Origin of the sequence: Oceanispirochaeta sp., from assembly GCF_027859075.1 — a bacterium.
Taxonomy (GTDB): Bacteria; Spirochaetota; Spirochaetia; order DSM-2461; family DSM-2461; genus Oceanispirochaeta.
The window spans coordinates 1-17,912 of record NZ_JAQIBL010000291.1; the positions used below are offsets into that span (position 1 = coordinate 1).

Annotated in this window: 13 protein-coding genes, 1 pseudogene and 1 riboswitch; of the genes and pseudogenes, 5 read left to right on the top strand and 9 right to left on the bottom strand. The window is 48.1% G+C overall.

The window, feature by feature from the left end; genetic code table 11:
• A pseudogene (locus PF479_RS16135) lies at positions 1-190 on the bottom strand (riboflavin biosynthesis protein RibD); the annotation flags it as partial.
• A 154-nt stretch (positions 191-344) separates the two neighbouring features.
• Positions 345-472, bottom strand: a riboswitch (FMN riboswitch).
• A 46-nt stretch (positions 473-518) separates the two neighbouring features.
• Positions 519-1,196 (bottom strand): D-lyxose/D-mannose family sugar isomerase, encoded by a 678-nt coding sequence (locus PF479_RS16140; RefSeq protein ID WP_298008588.1) that lies wholly within the window; start codon positions 1,194-1,196, stop codon positions 519-521.
• 218 nt (positions 1,197-1,414) lie between these two features.
• Here PF479_RS16140 and PF479_RS16145 point away from each other — a divergent pair, with 218 nt between their 5' ends.
• The 3 genes from PF479_RS16145 (at position 1,415) to PF479_RS16155 (ending at position 4,938) form a co-directional block, all read left to right on the top strand.
• Positions 1,415-2,380, top strand: coding sequence for an ABC transporter substrate-binding protein (locus PF479_RS16145; RefSeq protein ID WP_298008590.1), 966 nt, complete (start codon positions 1,415-1,417; stop codon positions 2,378-2,380).
• 70 nt (positions 2,381-2,450) lie between these two features.
• Positions 2,451-3,980 (top strand): sugar ABC transporter ATP-binding protein, encoded by a 1,530-nt coding sequence (locus PF479_RS16150; protein ID WP_298008592.1) that lies wholly within the window; start codon positions 2,451-2,453, stop codon positions 3,978-3,980.
• Between the two features lies 1 nt (position 3,981).
• Complete coding sequence (locus PF479_RS16155) at positions 3,982-4,938, top strand: ribose ABC transporter permease (protein ID WP_298008594.1); 957 nt, start codon at positions 3,982-3,984, stop codon at positions 4,936-4,938.
• 46 nt (positions 4,939-4,984) lie between these two features.
• Here the strand turns inward: PF479_RS16155 and PF479_RS16160 are convergent, their stop codons facing one another.
• Genes PF479_RS16160 through PF479_RS16170 form a run of 3 tightly spaced genes read right to left on the bottom strand, consistent with a single transcriptional unit; the run spans position 4,985 to position 8,434 of the window.
• Positions 4,985-5,977 (bottom strand): ribose ABC transporter permease, encoded by a 993-nt coding sequence (locus tag PF479_RS16160; RefSeq protein WP_298008596.1) that lies wholly within the window; start codon positions 5,975-5,977, stop codon positions 4,985-4,987.
• A gap of 16 nt (positions 5,978-5,993) precedes the next feature.
• A complete protein-coding gene (locus PF479_RS16165; protein ID WP_298008599.1) occupies positions 5,994-6,923 on the bottom strand; it encodes a sugar ABC transporter substrate-binding protein in 930 nt (309 codons plus the stop codon).
• Positions 6,920-8,434, bottom strand: coding sequence for a sugar ABC transporter ATP-binding protein (locus PF479_RS16170; protein WP_298008601.1), 1,515 nt, complete (start codon positions 8,432-8,434; stop codon positions 6,920-6,922). The genes PF479_RS16165 and PF479_RS16170 overlap by 4 nt, the downstream gene beginning before the upstream one ends.
• A gap of 70 nt (positions 8,435-8,504) precedes the next feature.
• Here PF479_RS16170 and PF479_RS16175 point away from each other — a divergent pair, with 70 nt between their 5' ends.
• Positions 8,505-9,587: a GntR family transcriptional regulator gene (locus tag PF479_RS16175; protein ID WP_298008604.1), complete on the top strand. Its 1,083-nt coding sequence runs from the start codon at positions 8,505-8,507 to the stop codon at positions 9,585-9,587.
• A 49-nt stretch (positions 9,588-9,636) separates the two neighbouring features.
• On the opposite strand, the gene araA is transcribed toward PF479_RS16175, so the two are convergent.
• From araA to PF479_RS16190, 3 genes are all read right to left on the bottom strand, one after another.
• Entirely contained in the window at positions 9,637-11,154 is a 1,518-nt protein-coding gene (araA, locus tag PF479_RS16180) for an L-arabinose isomerase (RefSeq protein ID WP_298008607.1), read from the bottom strand.
• A 159-nt stretch (positions 11,155-11,313) separates the two neighbouring features.
• On the bottom strand, positions 11,314-12,015 hold the full coding sequence (locus tag PF479_RS16185; protein WP_298008609.1) for an L-ribulose-5-phosphate 4-epimerase: 702 nt from the start codon (positions 12,013-12,015) through the stop codon (positions 11,314-11,316).
• A gap of 3 nt (positions 12,016-12,018) precedes the next feature.
• Positions 12,019-13,098, bottom strand: coding sequence for a LacI family DNA-binding transcriptional regulator (locus PF479_RS16190; protein WP_298008612.1), 1,080 nt, complete (start codon positions 13,096-13,098; stop codon positions 12,019-12,021).
• Between the two features lie 189 nt (positions 13,099-13,287).
• On the opposite strand from PF479_RS16190, the gene PF479_RS16195 reads away from it, so the two are divergent.
• Positions 13,288-14,874: a xylulokinase gene (locus tag PF479_RS16195; RefSeq protein WP_298008615.1), complete on the top strand. Its 1,587-nt coding sequence runs from the start codon at positions 13,288-13,290 to the stop codon at positions 14,872-14,874.
• Here PF479_RS16195 and PF479_RS16200 read toward each other — a convergent pair.
• Entirely contained in the window at positions 14,871-17,564 is a 2,694-nt protein-coding gene (locus PF479_RS16200; RefSeq protein WP_298008618.1) for an HD domain-containing phosphohydrolase, read from the bottom strand. The genes PF479_RS16195 and PF479_RS16200 overlap by 4 nt on opposite strands.
• Positions 17,565-17,912: the final 348 nt, after the last annotated feature.

The window sequence follows — 17,912 nt, forward strand, 5'->3', positions numbered from 1 at the left end:
CAGATCCGGCGGGATCAAGGCCCCTTTCTTTACATTTGTTCAGGGCCGCTTCTTCCGCATGGATCCCGCCATAACAGGCATGCCAGCCCTCGCCGATGAGCTCACCATTCTTGACAAGGACGGCACCCACCATGGGATTCGGCAGGACAGCCCCCTCAGTACGGCGGGCCAGAATCAGGGCTTTGTGCATAAATTGTTCAATTTTATTTTCCAGAACCTTACTCCCTGTCGGGGGTTCTGAAAGGAGAATCGTGTAGAAAAGGTGGACTCAAAAAATGAGGGACCAGCTGTAAAAAAAACACCCCGTACAGTAAACTGACCGGGGCGTGGTTTTTCATTCTAACGACTATCTTCTCTCATCCGGACTATACCGTCGGCACTGGAATCTCACCAGTTCAATCAGACAAGCTGACTCGCGGGCTTTCACCGCCGGTAGGGAATTGCGTTTGCTCACCCTGCCCCGAAGACTATTATTGTTTTACAATATTCAGAGCAGGATTTTTTGTCAACACCCTGGGTCAAATATATTTTTCATACTCGGTACACAGGAGCCTGACAGGCGTTTCATCTTCTTCCAGAGCCGGATACCGGGGCAGGGATTCATAGAAGTAATTGTCTGTCTCATCGTCATTTACAGCACTGACCTCCCCGGCGAGGACTGTCCCGTGCCCCTCTTGTGCATAGAAGCGGTGAAACACACCCTGACGGAGAGTGATACTCTCTCCCGGTTGCAGAAAGACCCGTTCCCCAGCCTCAAAATTCTTTAGAACCCCATCGATAATGACCTGAACAGAATCCTCTTTCAACTCATGAGGACCATCGCTGTTAAAGAGCTCCAACACAAGAACGCCTCCTCCCCGGTTGATGATATCTTCGACCTTATCGGCGTGAAAATGGAGAGCTGTTTCCTGATTTTCTTTCACCACCATGATCTTCTCAGCATAGGGTTTTTGGTTCTCACCCAATCCGCCATTTCTGATAGTAAACAGGACAAGCCCCCTCCTGTTAAAATCACCCGAGCCCATATCGGTAACATCCCATCCCAGGTGGTTCACAAGAATCTCCTTATGACTGTCCCGATTCAAACCTTTCCAGTCCTCCGGTTTGTAAAAAGCCCATGGAGGCAGTTTAAAGCTGTGGCTCTCCAGAAATTTTTCGGCCTGGGTAATGATCTGGTTGACATCTGATCTTTTCATTTGAATCTCCTTACAAATATTTACACATTACTTACATTTACTTTTACATTGTACAATATAAAGAATATGAAGTCTGAAAACTCCTGAAATATTCTAACTCAGGACTCACTTTATTTACATATATCAGAACATTAACAATAATATGTAAATTTATAAGTTGACAAATAAAGATTCTAATTTACAATTACGTTACAAATCAAATAAACAAGGAGGTTCAGGTGAAGAAATTATTAACAGTTCTCCTGATCACAATCGTAGCATTCAGTGCTTTCGCTAACGGACAGAAGGATGCAGCTTCAGAAGGTCCCCTGGAATTGAAAGCAGTAGGAGTCACATTGGGTGACATTGGTAACCCTTTCTTTTTCCAGATGGGAGAAGGAGCAAAAGCAGCAGCTATGGAAATTGGCGGAGCTTCAGTACGTGTTGCTGTTGAATCTGCTCAGTATGACCTGAACAAACAGGTCAGCCAGATCGAAAATTTTATCGCATCAGGTGTTCAGATCATCGTTCTTAATGCAGTTGACTCAAAAGGAATTGCACCTGCTGTCCGCAGAGCCATAGAAGCCGGTGTTATCGTAATAGCAGCCGATGTCGGTGCTGAAGGCGGAGTTAATGCGACTGTAACGTCCAACAACTACCAGGCCGGAGTTCAGGCAGGAGAGTATATCGTCAAGAAACTGGGTGGTAAAGGAAAGATTGTCATTGCCAACGGACCTCCTGTAACAGCGGTTATTGACCGTGTAAATGGAGCCAAAGAAGTATTTGCCAAAAACCCCGGAATTGAAATCCTCTCAGACAACCAGAATGCCGGAGGAAGCCGTGATGGCGGACTGAATGTTATGCAGGATCTGCTCACTGCCTTCCCCAAAATTGATGCCGTATTTGCCATCAATGACCCCACAGGAATCGGTTGTGAACTGGCCATCAAACAGGCAAAAAGAGAATCTGAAATGTTTGTTGTCGGTGTAGACGGATCTCCTGATGCAGAAGTAGCCCTTGTTCAAGAAGGAACCATCTTCAAAGCCACACCTGCTCAGGACCCCTATACAATGGCTAAAACAGCTGTAGAAATCGGATGGGAAATCATGCAGGGCAATAAACCTGCTGAAGAAACCATTCTGATTCCTGTAGAACTGATCACTGCAGAAAATGTTGCCTCCTATAAAGGCTGGACTAGTAAATAATCCTGATCAAACCATATTGAACTGCTTCTCCTGTTCCAGGGGAAGCAGTTCTTTTTTTAGGGAAGACAAAATGAATGATGAGAACTTAACCCTGCGAGTGACAGGGCTCAGTAAATCTTTTCCAGGAGTGAAAGCTCTGGATAAAGCAGAACTGGAAATATATCCGGGGGAAGTCCATGTAGTCATGGGTGAAAATGGTGCCGGAAAAAGTACTCTTATGAAAATCCTTGCCGGCGTATACACTGCCGATGAAGGTGAGATATATCTGTCGGGTGAATTGACTCAAATCAATGGAACACTGGATGCCATCAAAAAAGGCATCAATCTGATTTATCAGGAACTCAGTGTGGCACCCAACCTGACAGTGGCAGAAAATATTTTCATGGGCAGTGAGATTTCCCGGTTTCATCTGGTCAGGCGGGATAAGATGATAGAGAAGTCCAAAGTGGTCCTGGCTCGTCTGGGAGCAACCTTTGATCCGGCCATGCTGGCAGGAGACCTATCCATTGCCGAACAGCAGCAGATCGAAATTGCAAGAGCCCTGATTCATGACAGCAAAGTCCTGATCATGGACGAACCAACAGCCGCACTGAGTGATAGAGAGACAGAAAAACTCTTTGAAGTTGTAATGTCCCTCAAGAAACAGGGAATATCCATTATCTATATCAGCCACCGTCTGAACGAGGTGACCCGTATCGCCGACAGAGTCACCATACTCAGAGATGGGAAATATATAGGAACCTTGAATAAAGATGAGATTGTTTCTTCCCGAGTGGTGTCCATGATGGTGGGCCGGTCTCTGGATGATTTCTATAAACATGAAATCAATACAGATATCCGAAGAGGAACTTTTGTTGTTGAGAACTTCTCAGACGGCAAAACGGTCAAGGATGTCAGTTTTGATGTAGGAGCCGGAGAAATCCTTGGTTTATCAGGACTCGTCGGAGCCGGACGGACCGAAATGGCCCGGATGATCTTCGGGGTGGATCGGAAAGTCTCCGGACAGATCTATCTGGATGGGGAACCTGTTACGATTAACAACCCGGGCGATGCCATATCTCAGGGCCTCGGCTATATACCGGAAGACCGGAAACTGCAGGGTCTTTTTCTGGATATGAGCGTGGGTGACAACATTGGAATGAATGTTCTGAGCCATCTGGCAAAGGGCGGAATACTTTCAAAGGGGAGTAATAATCATTTCTCAGAATCATCCATATCAAAACTGAATATCAAGGTAACTTCTCCCTCTGTGCCCGTACAGAAACTCTCCGGCGGGAATCAGCAGAAGGTTCTTCTTGCCCGCTGGCTGGCCATTAAACCCAAGGTTCTGATCCTGGATGAACCGACCCGGGGAGTGGATGTGGGTGCGAAAAGTGAGATCTATAGGATCATCGGAGCACTGGCCACCAGTGGGGTCGCCGTGATCTTTATCTCCAGTGAACTCCCCGAAATTGTGGGGATCTGTCAGAGAGTCCTGGTGATGCGGGAAGGAAGTCTCATAGGTGAAATTTCTGAACGCTCCGAAATCACTCAGGAAAATATAATGTCCTATGCCACGGGTGTCCGTGCAGCCGATTACAGCTATACAAAGGAGGGTTGAAGTGAAAAAGCCCCAATTTATGACGAATACTTCATTTATGAAAAATCTGGGAATCTTTCCCATCCTGGTACTGATCCTTATTTTGTTCTCATTTCTGAATCCCTACTTTATGACCAATCACAATATGACAAATGTCCTGCGCCAGGCTTCTATTAATATTGTCCTGGCCGCCGGGATGACCATGGTCATCCTCACCGGCGGGATCGACCTGTCGGTCGGGTCCATTCTGGCCTCAGGGGCGGTTATTTCCGTCTCGGTTTCCCTGATGCCGTCACTGGCTCCTCTGGCTGTTCCCATCGGTCTGCTCTTCGGTCTTCTGATCGGCCTGGTCAACGGAGCTTTGATCTCATTTGTCGGTTTGCCACCCTTCATTGTAACCCTGGGCAGCATGACCGCCTTCAGGGGCGCGGCCTACCTTCTGGCCAACGGCACAACGGTCATCAACAACGATCTTGGATTCGCCTGGATCGGAAATGAGTACATTGGCCCCCTTCCCTGGCTTTCGGCCATTGCCCTGATTGTGATTCTGGCGATCTGGTTTCTCCTGAAACGAACCGTGACGGGCGTCAGGATCTATGCTGTGGGTGGTAATGAAGAAGCAGCCAAGCTGACGGGTATTAAAACCTGGAAAATTCATCTTATTGTCTACGGATTAAGCGGTCTGCTCTCGGGTCTGGCCGGTGTCATGCTGGCCAGCCGGCTCTATAGCGGCAATGGGCTATTGGGACAGGGCTATGAACTGGATGCCATTGCCGCGGTAATTCTGGGAGGAACCAGCATGACCGGGGGAATCGGAGGAATATTCGGTACCCTTGTCGGGGCTTTGATCATTGCCGTCCTGAATAACGGATTGACCATTATGAATATTTCCTACTTCTGGCAGCTGGTTATCCGGGGTATTGTCATCATCATAGCCGTTGTTATCGATAAGTTCAGAGTTTCAAAAATGCGCTCTTAGGCCCTCCAGCCATCCCGCCTGGGATGGCTGGATAACTCCGGACGAATCAGTTTCTCTTCTTCAGATCATCCAGATAAACGGCAATCAAAATCACAAGACCCTTCACAACCAACTGCCAGAATGAGTTTATATTGAGCAGATTCAATCCATTGTTTAAAACACCGATGACCATGGCACCCAGCAGGGCGCCCATGAGGCGGCCTGTCCCGCCGGTCATACTCATCCCCCCCAAAACACAGGCCGCCACAGCATCCAGTTCAGACCCCTGTCCTGCCGACGGCTGGCCCGAATAAAGGCGTGCCGATAAAACAACACCCGTAAAGGCGGTTATAAATCCCGAGAGAGCATAGACGGAAAAACGGATACGCCGGACCTTGATGCCCGCAAAATAAGCCGCATCCGTACTATCTCCCACGGCATAAACATGTCTCCCGAAGGTGGTTCGTTTCAATACAAGATCCAGGATTGCAAAAAGGATGATCAGATAAATGACCTGAAAGGGGATCGGCCCCAGATAGGCCAGACCAATGCGGTTATAGGACTCAAGGGCAACCCTGACAGGCAGGCCGCCCGTATAGATATAAGCAAACCCCCGAACAATATTCATCATCCCCAGGGTGACAATAAAGGGAGCAATCCCCGTTGAGGCGATAATCAATCCATTAATAGATCCGATCAGGACTCCCGACAAAAGAGCAATCCCCACCGCCAGGGAAACAGGAAGACCCGATATGGCAATGAGCCCGGCGGCAAAAGTACCTGTGAAAGCCATGACCGACCCGACGGAGAGATCAATACCCCCGGTGAGGATAACAAAAGTCATGGCCATGGCCAGCATACCATTGGTTGAAACCTGTCTCATGATATTGATCAGGTTTCCCGAGGTCAGAAAAACGGGACTCATGATTGTCATAACAGTACCGAGCACGAAGAGACCAATCAGAGTAGCACCGTAGCGCTTCAAATAGGATTGGACCCCTAGGATGACGATTTTATAAGACCAGGGATTCCCGGCCAGATCCTGCAGTAATGGTTTCAATAGTTTGCTCCTGAATTCAGCGCCAGCTGTTAAAAGGGAATTGGCGGATATTGCCGCTGTTAATCAAGGTGACTGGAATTGTTATTTCTTTTTCAGTAGATTGGTGAGCCAGATACTTTTCGGCCTGCTCCACCGCCAGTTCACCCATTTTCCGGGGAGACTGGGCGACGGTGCCCATCATTTTTTCTTCCCGGACCATGGCCATCCCTGCGGGAGAGCCATCGATACCGTAAACCAGAACATTTGTTTTGCGATTGGCGGCTTCCAATGCCGAGATGGCCCCTACCGCGGTGGGATCATTGGTACAGAAGACAACGCTTATGTCATTGTGAGACTGAAGGATGTTTTCCATTTTAGGAACCGCCCCTTCCAGTGACCCGAAAGCACTGGCTGTTGCCACCACCTCAAAGTCCGGATGCCCTTCCAGAACATCCAGAAAGCCGTTCAGCCTGTCAATAGAGGGTTTATTCGTGGGATGGTCCAGAATGGCGATCCTGGCAGAATCCCTGCGGGCGATAAGATCCAATCCAATGAGTTTCCCCGCCCCATAATTATCTGATGAGATGGTCGAGATCACCAGATTACTGTCGTAAACGGCAGCATCAATGATAATGACCGGGATGCCCGCCTTTGCGGCCTCTTCCAGGGCTGGCCGGATTCCCTTCCAGTCAACAGGATTCAGGAAAATGGCATCCACACCCAGGGAAATCATATCCTGTATCTGGTCAATCTGCCTGACCTGATCAAAATCGGGGTTGTAGGACAACAGCCTGTCCCCCTTTTTTTCACACTCCGCCCTGATACTGTCATTCAGAGCCACAAAGAATGAGTTATTCAGGGTCATAAATGTGGCGGCATAGGTTCTACCTTCAAAATCCTGCTGTCCTTTTCCGGATAATAATGCAGGTATAAAAAGGAGAACAAACAAGAGAACGGGATGTTTCAAATCGGGATCTCCTCCTTTCTGGAAATTCTGGAATCAATGGCGTAATGAAGAATCATTTCCTCGTTAAACTCTGTTTTTCTCAGTTCCTTTACGATCCGTCCTGATTTCAGAACAAGGATTCTATCACAATTATTAATGAGATCTCCCAATACAGAAGAAATCAGGATGACCGCCGTTTTCTGACCGGCCAGATTATTGAGAATGGAAAAAATCTCCTTCTGACCTTCAATATCCACCTCTCTGGCCGGCTCATCCACAATGAGGATTTCCGGATAGTTACTCGTGCACCTGGCAAAGGCCACCTTTTGCTGAGTTCCGCCACTCAGAGTTTTAACCAGCTGATCAGGGCTGTATTTTCTCAGGAGGAAACGCTCCATGGCGTCCGAAATGGCAGCCCGCTCCTTTCTTTTTAAAATAAAGAGAAATTTACTGATCCTCTTGAGAATGTTAACAGTCAGATTAAATCCCATGGACTGATCCTCCATGACACCAAAACTATGACGGTCTTCCGAAGTGTATCCGATGCCCAGATTCAGGGCCTGCCGGGGAGAATCAAGAGAAACCGGTTTCCCCTTCAACAGAATGGTTCCTTCATCGGGTTTATCCAGGCCGAAGAGGATGCGCCCCAGAGTCGTCCGGCCCGAACCGACAAGGCCGGCCAGTCCCAGAACTTCTCCTTCTCTCAAACTGAAGGTCACATCCCTCAAGCGGCGGTGCTTGCTCAGTCCCTGGACTGAAAGGATTTCTTCTCCTCCGGGAAAGTGAGGTTTCCAGTAATAAGTCTGAGTGAATTCTTTGCCTACCATATGGGAGATGACCTCATCCCTTGTCAATTCTTCTGTCAAAGAACTGACGATATGGAATCCCTCGCGCAGCACGGTTATCCGGTCGGAGATTCTCAGTACCTCATCCAGTTTATGAGAGATATGGATAATGCACATTCCCTCATTTCTCAAAATTCCCATCAGACGATTGAACCGTTCGCTTTCGCCGGTTGAAAAAAGATTTGTAGCCTCATCCAGGATCAGAAGTTTCGGATTCAGATAAACGGCTCTTGCCACAGCGAGCATCTTCTTTTCGGCAAGATTCAGCTCTTCCACCCTGGTTCGGGAAGACATATTCAACTGCAGCCGACCCAGTATGTCATCTGATTCCCTGTAAATTGTCTTATAATTGACCAAACCCCATCGGGAGGGTTCTCTCCCGAGAAAGATGTATTCTGCCAGAGTTGATTTTTCGGGGAGAATCAGGTTTTGACGGACAATGACGATTCCCATTTTCAGGGCTGTCTGATAACCCAATGAAGACCATGTTCTTCCATTTACCTGAATTACCCCATTGTCAGGTTTAAGAAGTCCACTTATAATGTGAACAAGAGTGGTTTTACCGGCTCCGTTCTCTCCCACTATGGAGTGAATCTCTCCGGAATAAAAATCCAGATTGATATTGCATAATACAGGAACGGAGTTATATGAGCGGCAAATATCCGAGAGTGTTAACAGGGCTTTCATTCATTTGGAAATTATCATGCCCCTATGCATTTGTCAAATTAATTGATAAGTTGAATCAGGTTATTTGATAATGAGCAGTAAAGAATCTAAACACAGAATGATCTATAACGATCTCTATAAAAAGATACAGACCGGGGTATATAAAAAAGGGGACCAGCTCCCCACGGAATTCATGCTGGTGGAAGAGTATGGAATCTCCCGGCCCACTGTTGCCAAGGCTCTCAATGACCTTCAGGAAGAAGGCTTTATAGAACGGAAAGTAGGGGCCGGAACATTTGTCAAAAACACCCCTCAGGGTGAGGAAGACCGCTACCTGGCCCTCCTTGTCCCCGATATAGGCCGGAACCAGATTCTAGAGCCCCTGTACTCCCAGATAGCCCGCTCCTGCGAAGAAGAAGATTATACCCTTATATGGTCCGGGTCCTTGATAGGAACCCCACAGGAGCGCATACACCAGTCTTTTGAGTTCTGCCGCAAGTATATAAAGCAGAACGTGGCGGGCATATTCCTCTATCCCGCCTCAGACATCCCCACAGAAACCTATGAAGAAATGATCAGCCTCTTTGACAATGCAGGCATACCTGTTCAAATCATCTATCAAAGCCTGTACAACTTCTCCCGTACCACTCCCTATGACTTCTGCGGTATGGACAGCTATGCCATGGGTTACAGGGTCGGGCGTTCTCTGATAAACAATGGCAGCACCCATCCTGCCCTCTGCTGGGAGGAAGAGAGTCCCCTCATCAATACACTCCTCATCAAAGGCTTTGAAGAAGCCGCCCGGGAGTCATCACTCCAGGTCAGTACCTATCAGATGGGTCTAAATGACAATCTTGAAGAAAAAACAGATAAAATCACCGGCTCCAGTACAGATGCCCTGTTCTGCACCTCCGATTCTCTGGCGGCCGATTTTATGACGGAGCTGCTGGACAGGGAAATCAGCATTCCCGGAACCATTCAGATTGCCGGTCTCGGGAACACCCGCTTTGCTAAACATCTGAAGGTGTCTCTCTCCTCCCTGGCGATCAATATGGAAGAAATCGGAAGAATGGCGGTGGATCTGATGCGCCTCCGTCTCAGAAAACCCGCCTCATCTCCCCGTAAGATGCTTATTGACGGGCAGTTCATCGAAAGAGAATCCACCCTCTGCTAAAAAAACCGGAGCCTGAGCCCCGGTTTTTCCATCTGTTACGAAGTGTGGGTCACACTCCGCCAGAGAAGGCTCTCATGGTGTAATACAGGTCATTCCATTTCATCTCACTCTTGAAAGAACGGATTTCTGTCTTGGCATCAATGACCAGGGCTTCCATGCCGCATATTTCAGCATAATCCAGAAGCATTTCGGTGGTGACATCCTTGCTGTATCCCGTGTGGTGGGCTCCACCACCGAGTATCCAAGCTCCCGCCGCTGTTGCCAGATCGGGTTGAGGTTTCCAGACAACCCGTGCGACCGGCAGCTTGGGCAGATCCTTTCCGGGGGCCAGTGTTTCCACTTCATTGATCAACAGACGGAAACGGTTTCCCATATCCATCAGTGAGGCATTCAGGGATGAACCTCCGGGAACATTGAAGACCATTCTCACAGGATCTGCCTTTCCGCCGATACCCAGGGGATGGATTTCCAGTTTCACCTTTTCTCCACCGGCGATGCTGGGACAGACTTCCAGCATGTGTGAGCCGAGAACCAGAGGATTTTTAGGATCCATATGGTAGGTGTAGTCCTCCATAAAGGATGTTCCTCCCCCCTTTCCCTTGCCCATGACTTTCATGGCTCTGACAAGGGCGGAGGTCTTCCAGTCCCCTTCGGCACCGAATCCATAGCCCTTTTCCATCAGTCTCTGACAGGCCAGTCCGGGGAGCTGGGCCAGGCCGTGAAGGTCTTCGAAAGTAGTCGTGAAGGCGCAGAATCCGCCTTCTGTCAGAAAATTATCCATACCCGCTTCCAGGCGGGCAGCCGTTCTCAGGTCTTCATGCCTGGCCCCACCGGGAAGCAGTTCGGGAGCGACTTCATACTGTGTCTGGTATTCGGCGACAAGAGCGTCGATCTGCTTATCTGTCGCTGCGGCAATGATGGCGGCCAGGTCTCCGACCCCATAACCATACACATCGTATCCCAGAGCGATCTGAGCGGCGACCTTATCTCCTTCTGTTACGGCGACATCTCTCATATTGTCACCGAAACGGGCCACCTTTCCACTCCTCATGTCTTTCACAGCGGCTACGGCTCTGATCCAGGCATCAATTCGCTCATGGACCTGTGCATCTTTCCAGTAACCTACGACGACTTTGCGGTCAATCTTCATCCTTGTGTTGATATACCCATGCTCCCGCCCGCCGTGGGCCGATTGATTGAGGTTCATGAAGTCCATATCGATTTCATCCCAGGGAATGTCCCGATTGTATTGTGTGTGAAAATGGAGGATGGGTTTGCTGAGGATACTCAGGCCGTTGATCCACATCTTGGAGGGGCTGAATGTATGCATCCACAGCATGACACCACCGCAGGAAGGATCGGCACTGGCTTTTATACAGAAGTCCGTAATTTCTTCCGGTCTTGTCATGATTCCCTTATATTCGATCTTCGCAGAAATCCCGTCCTGATCGCTCATATACCGGGCAATTTCTTCTGTATGGCTTCGAACCTGATTCAGGGTCTCTTCACCATAGAGGTGCTGACACCCAGCCACCATCCAGATGGTCATGTCATTGTAAATTTTCATAAAAAACTCCTTTTATTGAGCTACCAGGGCTGATTTGCAGCCCTGGTGCTTTTTTTTTGCTTAGGCCGAAGGGCCTTCTAACTACCAAGGCTCATTTGGAGCCTCGGTGATTTCTTTGTTAAGGCCTAAGGGTGTTAAGGCCTAAGGGCCTAAGGGGGATCAAGACTGCCCGTAGTAGGCATCTTTTCCATGTTTCCTCTGATAATGCTTGTCGATGAGAGCCTGTTTCATTCTCCCACCCTCGGGATTCACCTGCTCTGTAAAAAGAGCCATCCGGCACAATTCCTCTAAAACCGCCGCATTGTAGACTGCTTTTTCGGCATTTGTCCCCCAGGTAAAGGGTCCATGGGAGGCCACCAGAATCATCTGAACCTCATCCACCGAAAGGTTCTGCTCTTTCAAGGCCTCCAGAATCTGGTAGCCCGTCTGCTCCTCATAATTTCCTTTGATCATGTCATCACTCATGACCTTGGTGACAGGAATGTCTCCGGCCAGATGGTCTGCGTGGGTCGTACCATAGAGGGGCACGGCCCTTTTGGCCTGAGCCCAGGCAACGGCATAGGTTGAATGGGTGTGTACAATGCCTCCCAACTGAGGGAAAGCCTTGTACAGCACGACGTGGGTCATCGTATCTGAAGAAGGTCTCATGGAGCCCTCAATGACATTGCCTTCCAGATCGACCAGCACAATGTCTTCCGCCTTCAGTTCAGAATAATCCACACCGCTTGGTTTGATGGCGAATATTTTTTCATCCCGGTCATAGACACTCACATTACCGAATGTATAAATAGCTAGATTTCTGGCGGGAATCTCCATATTGGCCTCATAGCATGTTTTCTTTAGTTTTTTCATGGAACTCATGGGTCATACTCCTTTTATTTTTTTTGCGTAATGTTCAAAGGTATGCAGATTCTCTCTGGTAATGATATTCAGGGGAGTCAGGACTTCTCTCTGAATATCCTTTTGGAGGACCTGAGAATCATAGAGCTGGATCACCCCTTTATACCCCTGATCTTCAGGCTGCTGTGTCAGGATAAAGTCGATGATTCCCTTCTCAATAAACTCTTCTCTCCCGGGGATAAGGTCATACCCGATGAGGGGGATGCGGCAATAGGTTTCACCCTTCTTCTCCAGATAGGATGCCACGTAATACACCGAAGAATTGGCCACAAAGACTCCCCTGGGCAGCACATCGGATGAGCTGAAGAACTCTTCCAGATACCGATGGAAGCTCCCTTCATCATCCTCTTCTTCCTTCATGTCGATGAGTAGGATATCCTTCCGGTTTTCAAGCATATACTGACGAAAACCGTTCATCCTCTTTTTCAGGTGCGGATTGCTTCCGGGAGGATCAATCAGCAGCACCGAAACTTCTGCATCAGCTCCTTCGGCAGGCCCTAACAGAAGGCTCATCAATTTTCCCGACAGGATGCCGCTCTGGAAGGAGTCCTGGCCGATATAAGAGAGATGTCCCGGTAATTCTGGAATGTTTGAATCTATAAACAGATAAGGAATTGTCAGATCCTTCAAAAAATTCTTTATAGCATCGGGTCTCACAGGAGCAATAAGCAGGCCCTCAATTCCGGAATCCAAAGCCTTCTGCAGGACAGAACAGCAGGATTCAGAGGAATACCGGTCAAAAGTAAAAAGGCTGACCCGGCATCCATAGGACTCCAACTCTGCTGCGGCCTTCTGTATTCCCTCAGCCACAAGATGCCAGTAGCCGATGTCCTGGGTCAGATGAGGAATCAGAGCGGCAAAGCTGTGACTCTTTGTCTTCTTTAACCCCCGGGCATGAATATTGGGAGTATACTGGAGCTCCTCCATGACCTGCCTGACTTTTTCGGCTGTTTTTTCGGAGAAGCGGCCTCTTTTATGAATAATACGATCCACCGTTCCGATGGAAACTCCCACGGCTTCAGCGATGTCTTTGATGGTGGGCATTCACTCTCTCCACATTGCGTTATCGTTAACGCATTGTAAACTTAAGGATTCTTTCTTGTCAAATCAAATTTGAAATTGAACAGAGGGTTGCGTATTCCTGATTGACAGAAGGGTGAATCCGGTACTAAAATGCGTTATCGATAACGCACATATTAAATCCAGCAGGATGAGTTGTAAAGGGGAAATTTCATGGATATTAAAAAACAGATTGAGACAGGACAAACCGCACTGGGGATAGAGCTGGGTTCTACAAGAATTAAAGCGGTTCTCATCAACCAGGACAATAAGCCGATCGCCTCGGGCGGACACGACTGGGAAAACTCCCTCATTGATGGAGTCTGGACCTATAACCTGGATGATGTCTGGACGGGTGTTCAGGATTCTTTCAGCAACCTGAAAAAAGATGTTCTGAAAAAGTATGGAGTCTCCCTGAAAAATGTGAAGGCCATCGGATTCAGCGGCATGATGCATGGATATATTGTGGTTGACAAGGAAGACAGACAACTGACTCCCTTCAGGACCTGGCGGAACAATTTCACCAGTGAAGCCTCTGCCCTGCTTACGGATCTTTTTAAATACAATATCCCCCAGAGATGGAGCATTGCTCACCTCTATCAGGCCATCTTGAATAAAGAGAAGCATGTTTCAGAAATAGCTCATCTGACGACCCTGGCAGGCTACATTCATTGGAAACTGACGGATGAGAAAGTCATGGGGGTAGGAGAGGCTTCCGGAATGTTTCCCATTGATCTGGCAACAAAAGAGTTTGATGAAAATCTGATGGACCGTTTCGACACCCTCGTCGGCGACCGGGGATTTAAATGGAAGCTGAAAGAGATCCTCCCCAAGGTTCTTGTTGCAGGAACCAAGGCAGGAAGCCTGACCAAAGAAGGCGCCCTCCTCCTGGATACCAGTGGAGAACTGGCTGCAGGCATTCCTCTCTGTCCTCCCGAAGGAGATGCGGGAACAGGGATGGTGGCAACCAACAGCGTCGCCGTCAGAACAGGAAATGTTTCCGCCGGTACATCCGTGTTTGCCATGCTGGTTCTGGAAAAAGCCCTTTCTAAAGTTCATCCTGAGATCGATATGGTGACCACACCCGACGGTTTCCTTGTAGGCATGGCCCACTCCAATAACTGCACCTCCGATTACGATGCATGGATTTCTCTTCTGGGTGATGCAGCACAGGCCCTGGGTGCAGAAGTTACTGTTCCGGTACTCTACGATACACTCCTGGGACTGGCCCTCAAGGCTGATCCTGATTGCGGTGGGCTTTTGGCCTACGGCTATATTTCGGGAGAACACATGACCGGCTTCAGTGAAGGCCGACCACTCTTTGCCCGATCCAATGACAGTAACTTCACCCTCCCCAATTTTATCAGAACTCATCTGTTCACCGCCCTCTGTGCCTTGAAAACAGGATTGAATATTCTGATTGAGGATGAAAAGGTTGTCGTAGACGAGATCCGGGGACACGGCGGTTTTTTCAAAACAGCCGAAGTCGGCCAGAAGATCATGGCCGCAGCCACGAATACTCCCATCTCCATTCTTGAGACTGCCGGTGAAGGAGGTGCCTGGGGCATTGCCCTTCTGGCGGCCTTTATGGCTCAGAAAGAAAAATCGACTCTTCCTGATTTCCTTAATGATGTTTTCAAGGATAGCATGGGAGAGGCAGTCAAACCCGATCCTTCAGATGTGAAGGGATTCAATGCCTTTTTTGAACGATATCATAAAGGCTTGCCTCTGGAAAAAGCGGCTGTAGAGTATCTGGACTAAACCTTGTCATCAGGAGCAGGGAGATCAATATCAACCTGCTCCGGATTCAGCTCTTCTTTCACATAGCGGGTGAAAGCACCGCTGTGTATGAAAATATCAAAAATATCTTTGTCAATATGCCCGTCTTTAACCATCCCCTTCATAATCATCATGGCTTTGGAGAGTTTCATGGGTTCCCGGTAGGGTCTGTCCATGGCGGTGAGAGCCTCAAAAATATCAGCCACAGTGATGATTCTGGCCTGGAGTGGAATCTGATCAGCAGTCAGACCCAGAGGATAACCCGATCCGTCGAGCTTCTCATGATGCATGGAAGCAAACTCTCCGATCCTGGACAAATGACGGGGAAAGGGCAGTTCTCCAAGAATCTGCCGGGTCATCTGAGCATGATGTTCAATCTGCGTCCTTTCTTCCGCATTCAGATTCCCCTTGCGTATGGAGAGATTATACAGTTCTTCGACCGTCAGAAAAGGATACTCTGAATCCTTATATGTATAGGTTTTCCGGCTGATCTCTTTCAATTGCGCCAGCTTATCATCGCTCAGGTACTCTGGGCTGGTATTACAATTCTTCAAAAACTCAAACTCTGTTTCCAGTACCTGAGGATCAAACTGGGGGGCAGAAGCACCACCGATGGAACCTATCATCTGATACCGGGATTCAATGATCTCGATGCGGTCCTGCATGCCCTCAAGTTTAGTCCTCTTATCCATCACACTTTCGGGAGTCGTAATCTTACCAATATCATGCATCCAGGCGGCCAGACGCAGTTCTTCCATTTCCTCATCATTTAAACTTACTGCCCCGTATTTCCCCTGGGTATTCTTGTTCAGAGCACCGGCAATGAGCATGGTCAGGGTCACCACACGCCTGATATGGCCGCCTGTATAGGCTGACTTTTCATCAATAGCCGCGGCAATACTGCGAATAAAGGCATTAAACAGATCTTCCAGGTTATCGTTCAGCAGCCTATTGGTCAGAGCAACCGCGGCCTGGGAAGCAAGGGAGATGATCAGACTTTCAGAAAAAACTGAAAAATTCTGAACCTCACTCAGGTCATGATTCCGGGCATTGATCAACTGAATGACTCCGATCAGCTCCCCCGACATATGCTTCATGGGAATGACCAGCATGGATTGGGACCGGTAATTGTTCAGTCTGTCATATTCCACAACGCCGGAAAAATCAAAATCATCTCCCGCTTCATAGACATTGGAGATATTGATGACCTCTCCCGTGACGGCAGCATAGGAGGACACATTGCTGGTGTTAGGTTTTCCATTCCTGGACAGGGGTACGGAAGGCAGACTGATTGGAGCCCCTCTGGAACCTCCCAGGCGGAGATTCATGGTTTCATTGTGCATGATTGAAAAATCAAGCTGGTTCTTTTCCGGATCATAGAGATACAGGGTACCACCGTCTGCCTTAGTCAGATTTTCGGCTTCATCCAGTATCAGTTCCATCAGTTTGTTCACATCCCGTTCAGTCGACAAGGCCAGGCCAACTTCGGCAAAAGCCTTATATCCACTTTCACTCTCCCGTAAAAAATCGACCCTGCTTTTTAGTTCATGATTAGCCTCGGTAAGTTTCATTCTCAGATCATTATAGGTGCCGGACAACAGGGAAAACTCATCATCCGTATCCAGGTCAATCTTTTCAAACCTGTCAAAATCCAAAGATTTCATGGAATCTATCAGAACTTCCAGGGGGTGAATAATCCGCTTATTGAAACGGCTTTGAAATACAAAAAAGAGAAACAGAATAATGGTAAGAATAAAAAGAATAATGAAGAAAAAAATAGTATTCCTTGTTCGGATGACGGGAGATCTGTCATGGATCAACAGTACCGCATAATGGGCATTCCCTTTCACACTCCCCGAGAGGGCAACAGGAGCAAAATAAATATTCTGAGCACCATCGGGAAATTTGACGTTTTCGTAAAAGCCATGTTCACCTGCAATGCCTCTTACCACAGCCTCCCCGATTTCAGGAGGCCAGTCAATGTCATGTTCATCCAGATCCAGATAACCATCATTGTTTAATCCCCTTGACTCATCCCGGAGCACAGACCTTGTCATAGTCGTAAGATTGTAAATCTCCGATATAATACTGCTGTCGGGATGGGCAATGACGACACCGTCCATGTCCGTCACAATGGCGTACATATCATCCAGAATAATAAAGGATTCGACAATGTCCTGAAGCTTCTGAAAATTGATATCCATACCCATAATGCCAACAAAGCTTCCTTCATCCATGATCGGATGAAACACAGAGGCCACAGGTTTGGCCCCTGTTAAAGAGTAATAGGAATGCGACAGAAATGAGCGGTAATCCTGGTTGACTGCCATTTCTTTAAACCACCAGCGGTCGGCTCTTCGTCCAAGAGATCCAAAGGACCGGGCTGTCTGATCACCCTGGCTGTCCTGAACGAAGAAAAGCTCCACAAAATCATACTGTTTCTGGATTTGATCAAGCAGTGGCAATCCGGATGTATCGATCGGAGAAGATTGTGTATCATACAGAAGGTTATAGGCTTTACTGCGCCTGTCCCAATCGGGATCTGCATTTATTATAGTATTCCTGATTTCAGGATTCAGGGAGAGTTGATAATTAATGGTTACTGCATGATCCAGAAATCCTCTGATATTCTCGGCAAGACCCTGCAGCTGAATTTGATCTTTCTCATGCATCTCCTTCCCCTCACGAATAAGGAGATAGATAGTAATGGACATAGATGAGAAAAAAACCGAGAGAGCGACCGAGAATATAAGCAGGATATTCAACCTGCGGGAGACTTTACTCATACACTAGTTTCGGACATTGCCCCGATAACTTTCAAGCATTTTTTCAAGGCGCCCCGAAAAGGGGTAAATTCCCTTATAAAGATCAGGACTTTCCGGTCCTTACCAGTCTATAGGAAAATAATCCTTAAGAAACTTTCCGCACCAATGGGTTCCTCTGGTGATTCCATCAAAGAATGGATCGCAGACCCGGGCGGCTCCATCCACAATGTCCAGGGGGGGTTGAAAGTCATGGAG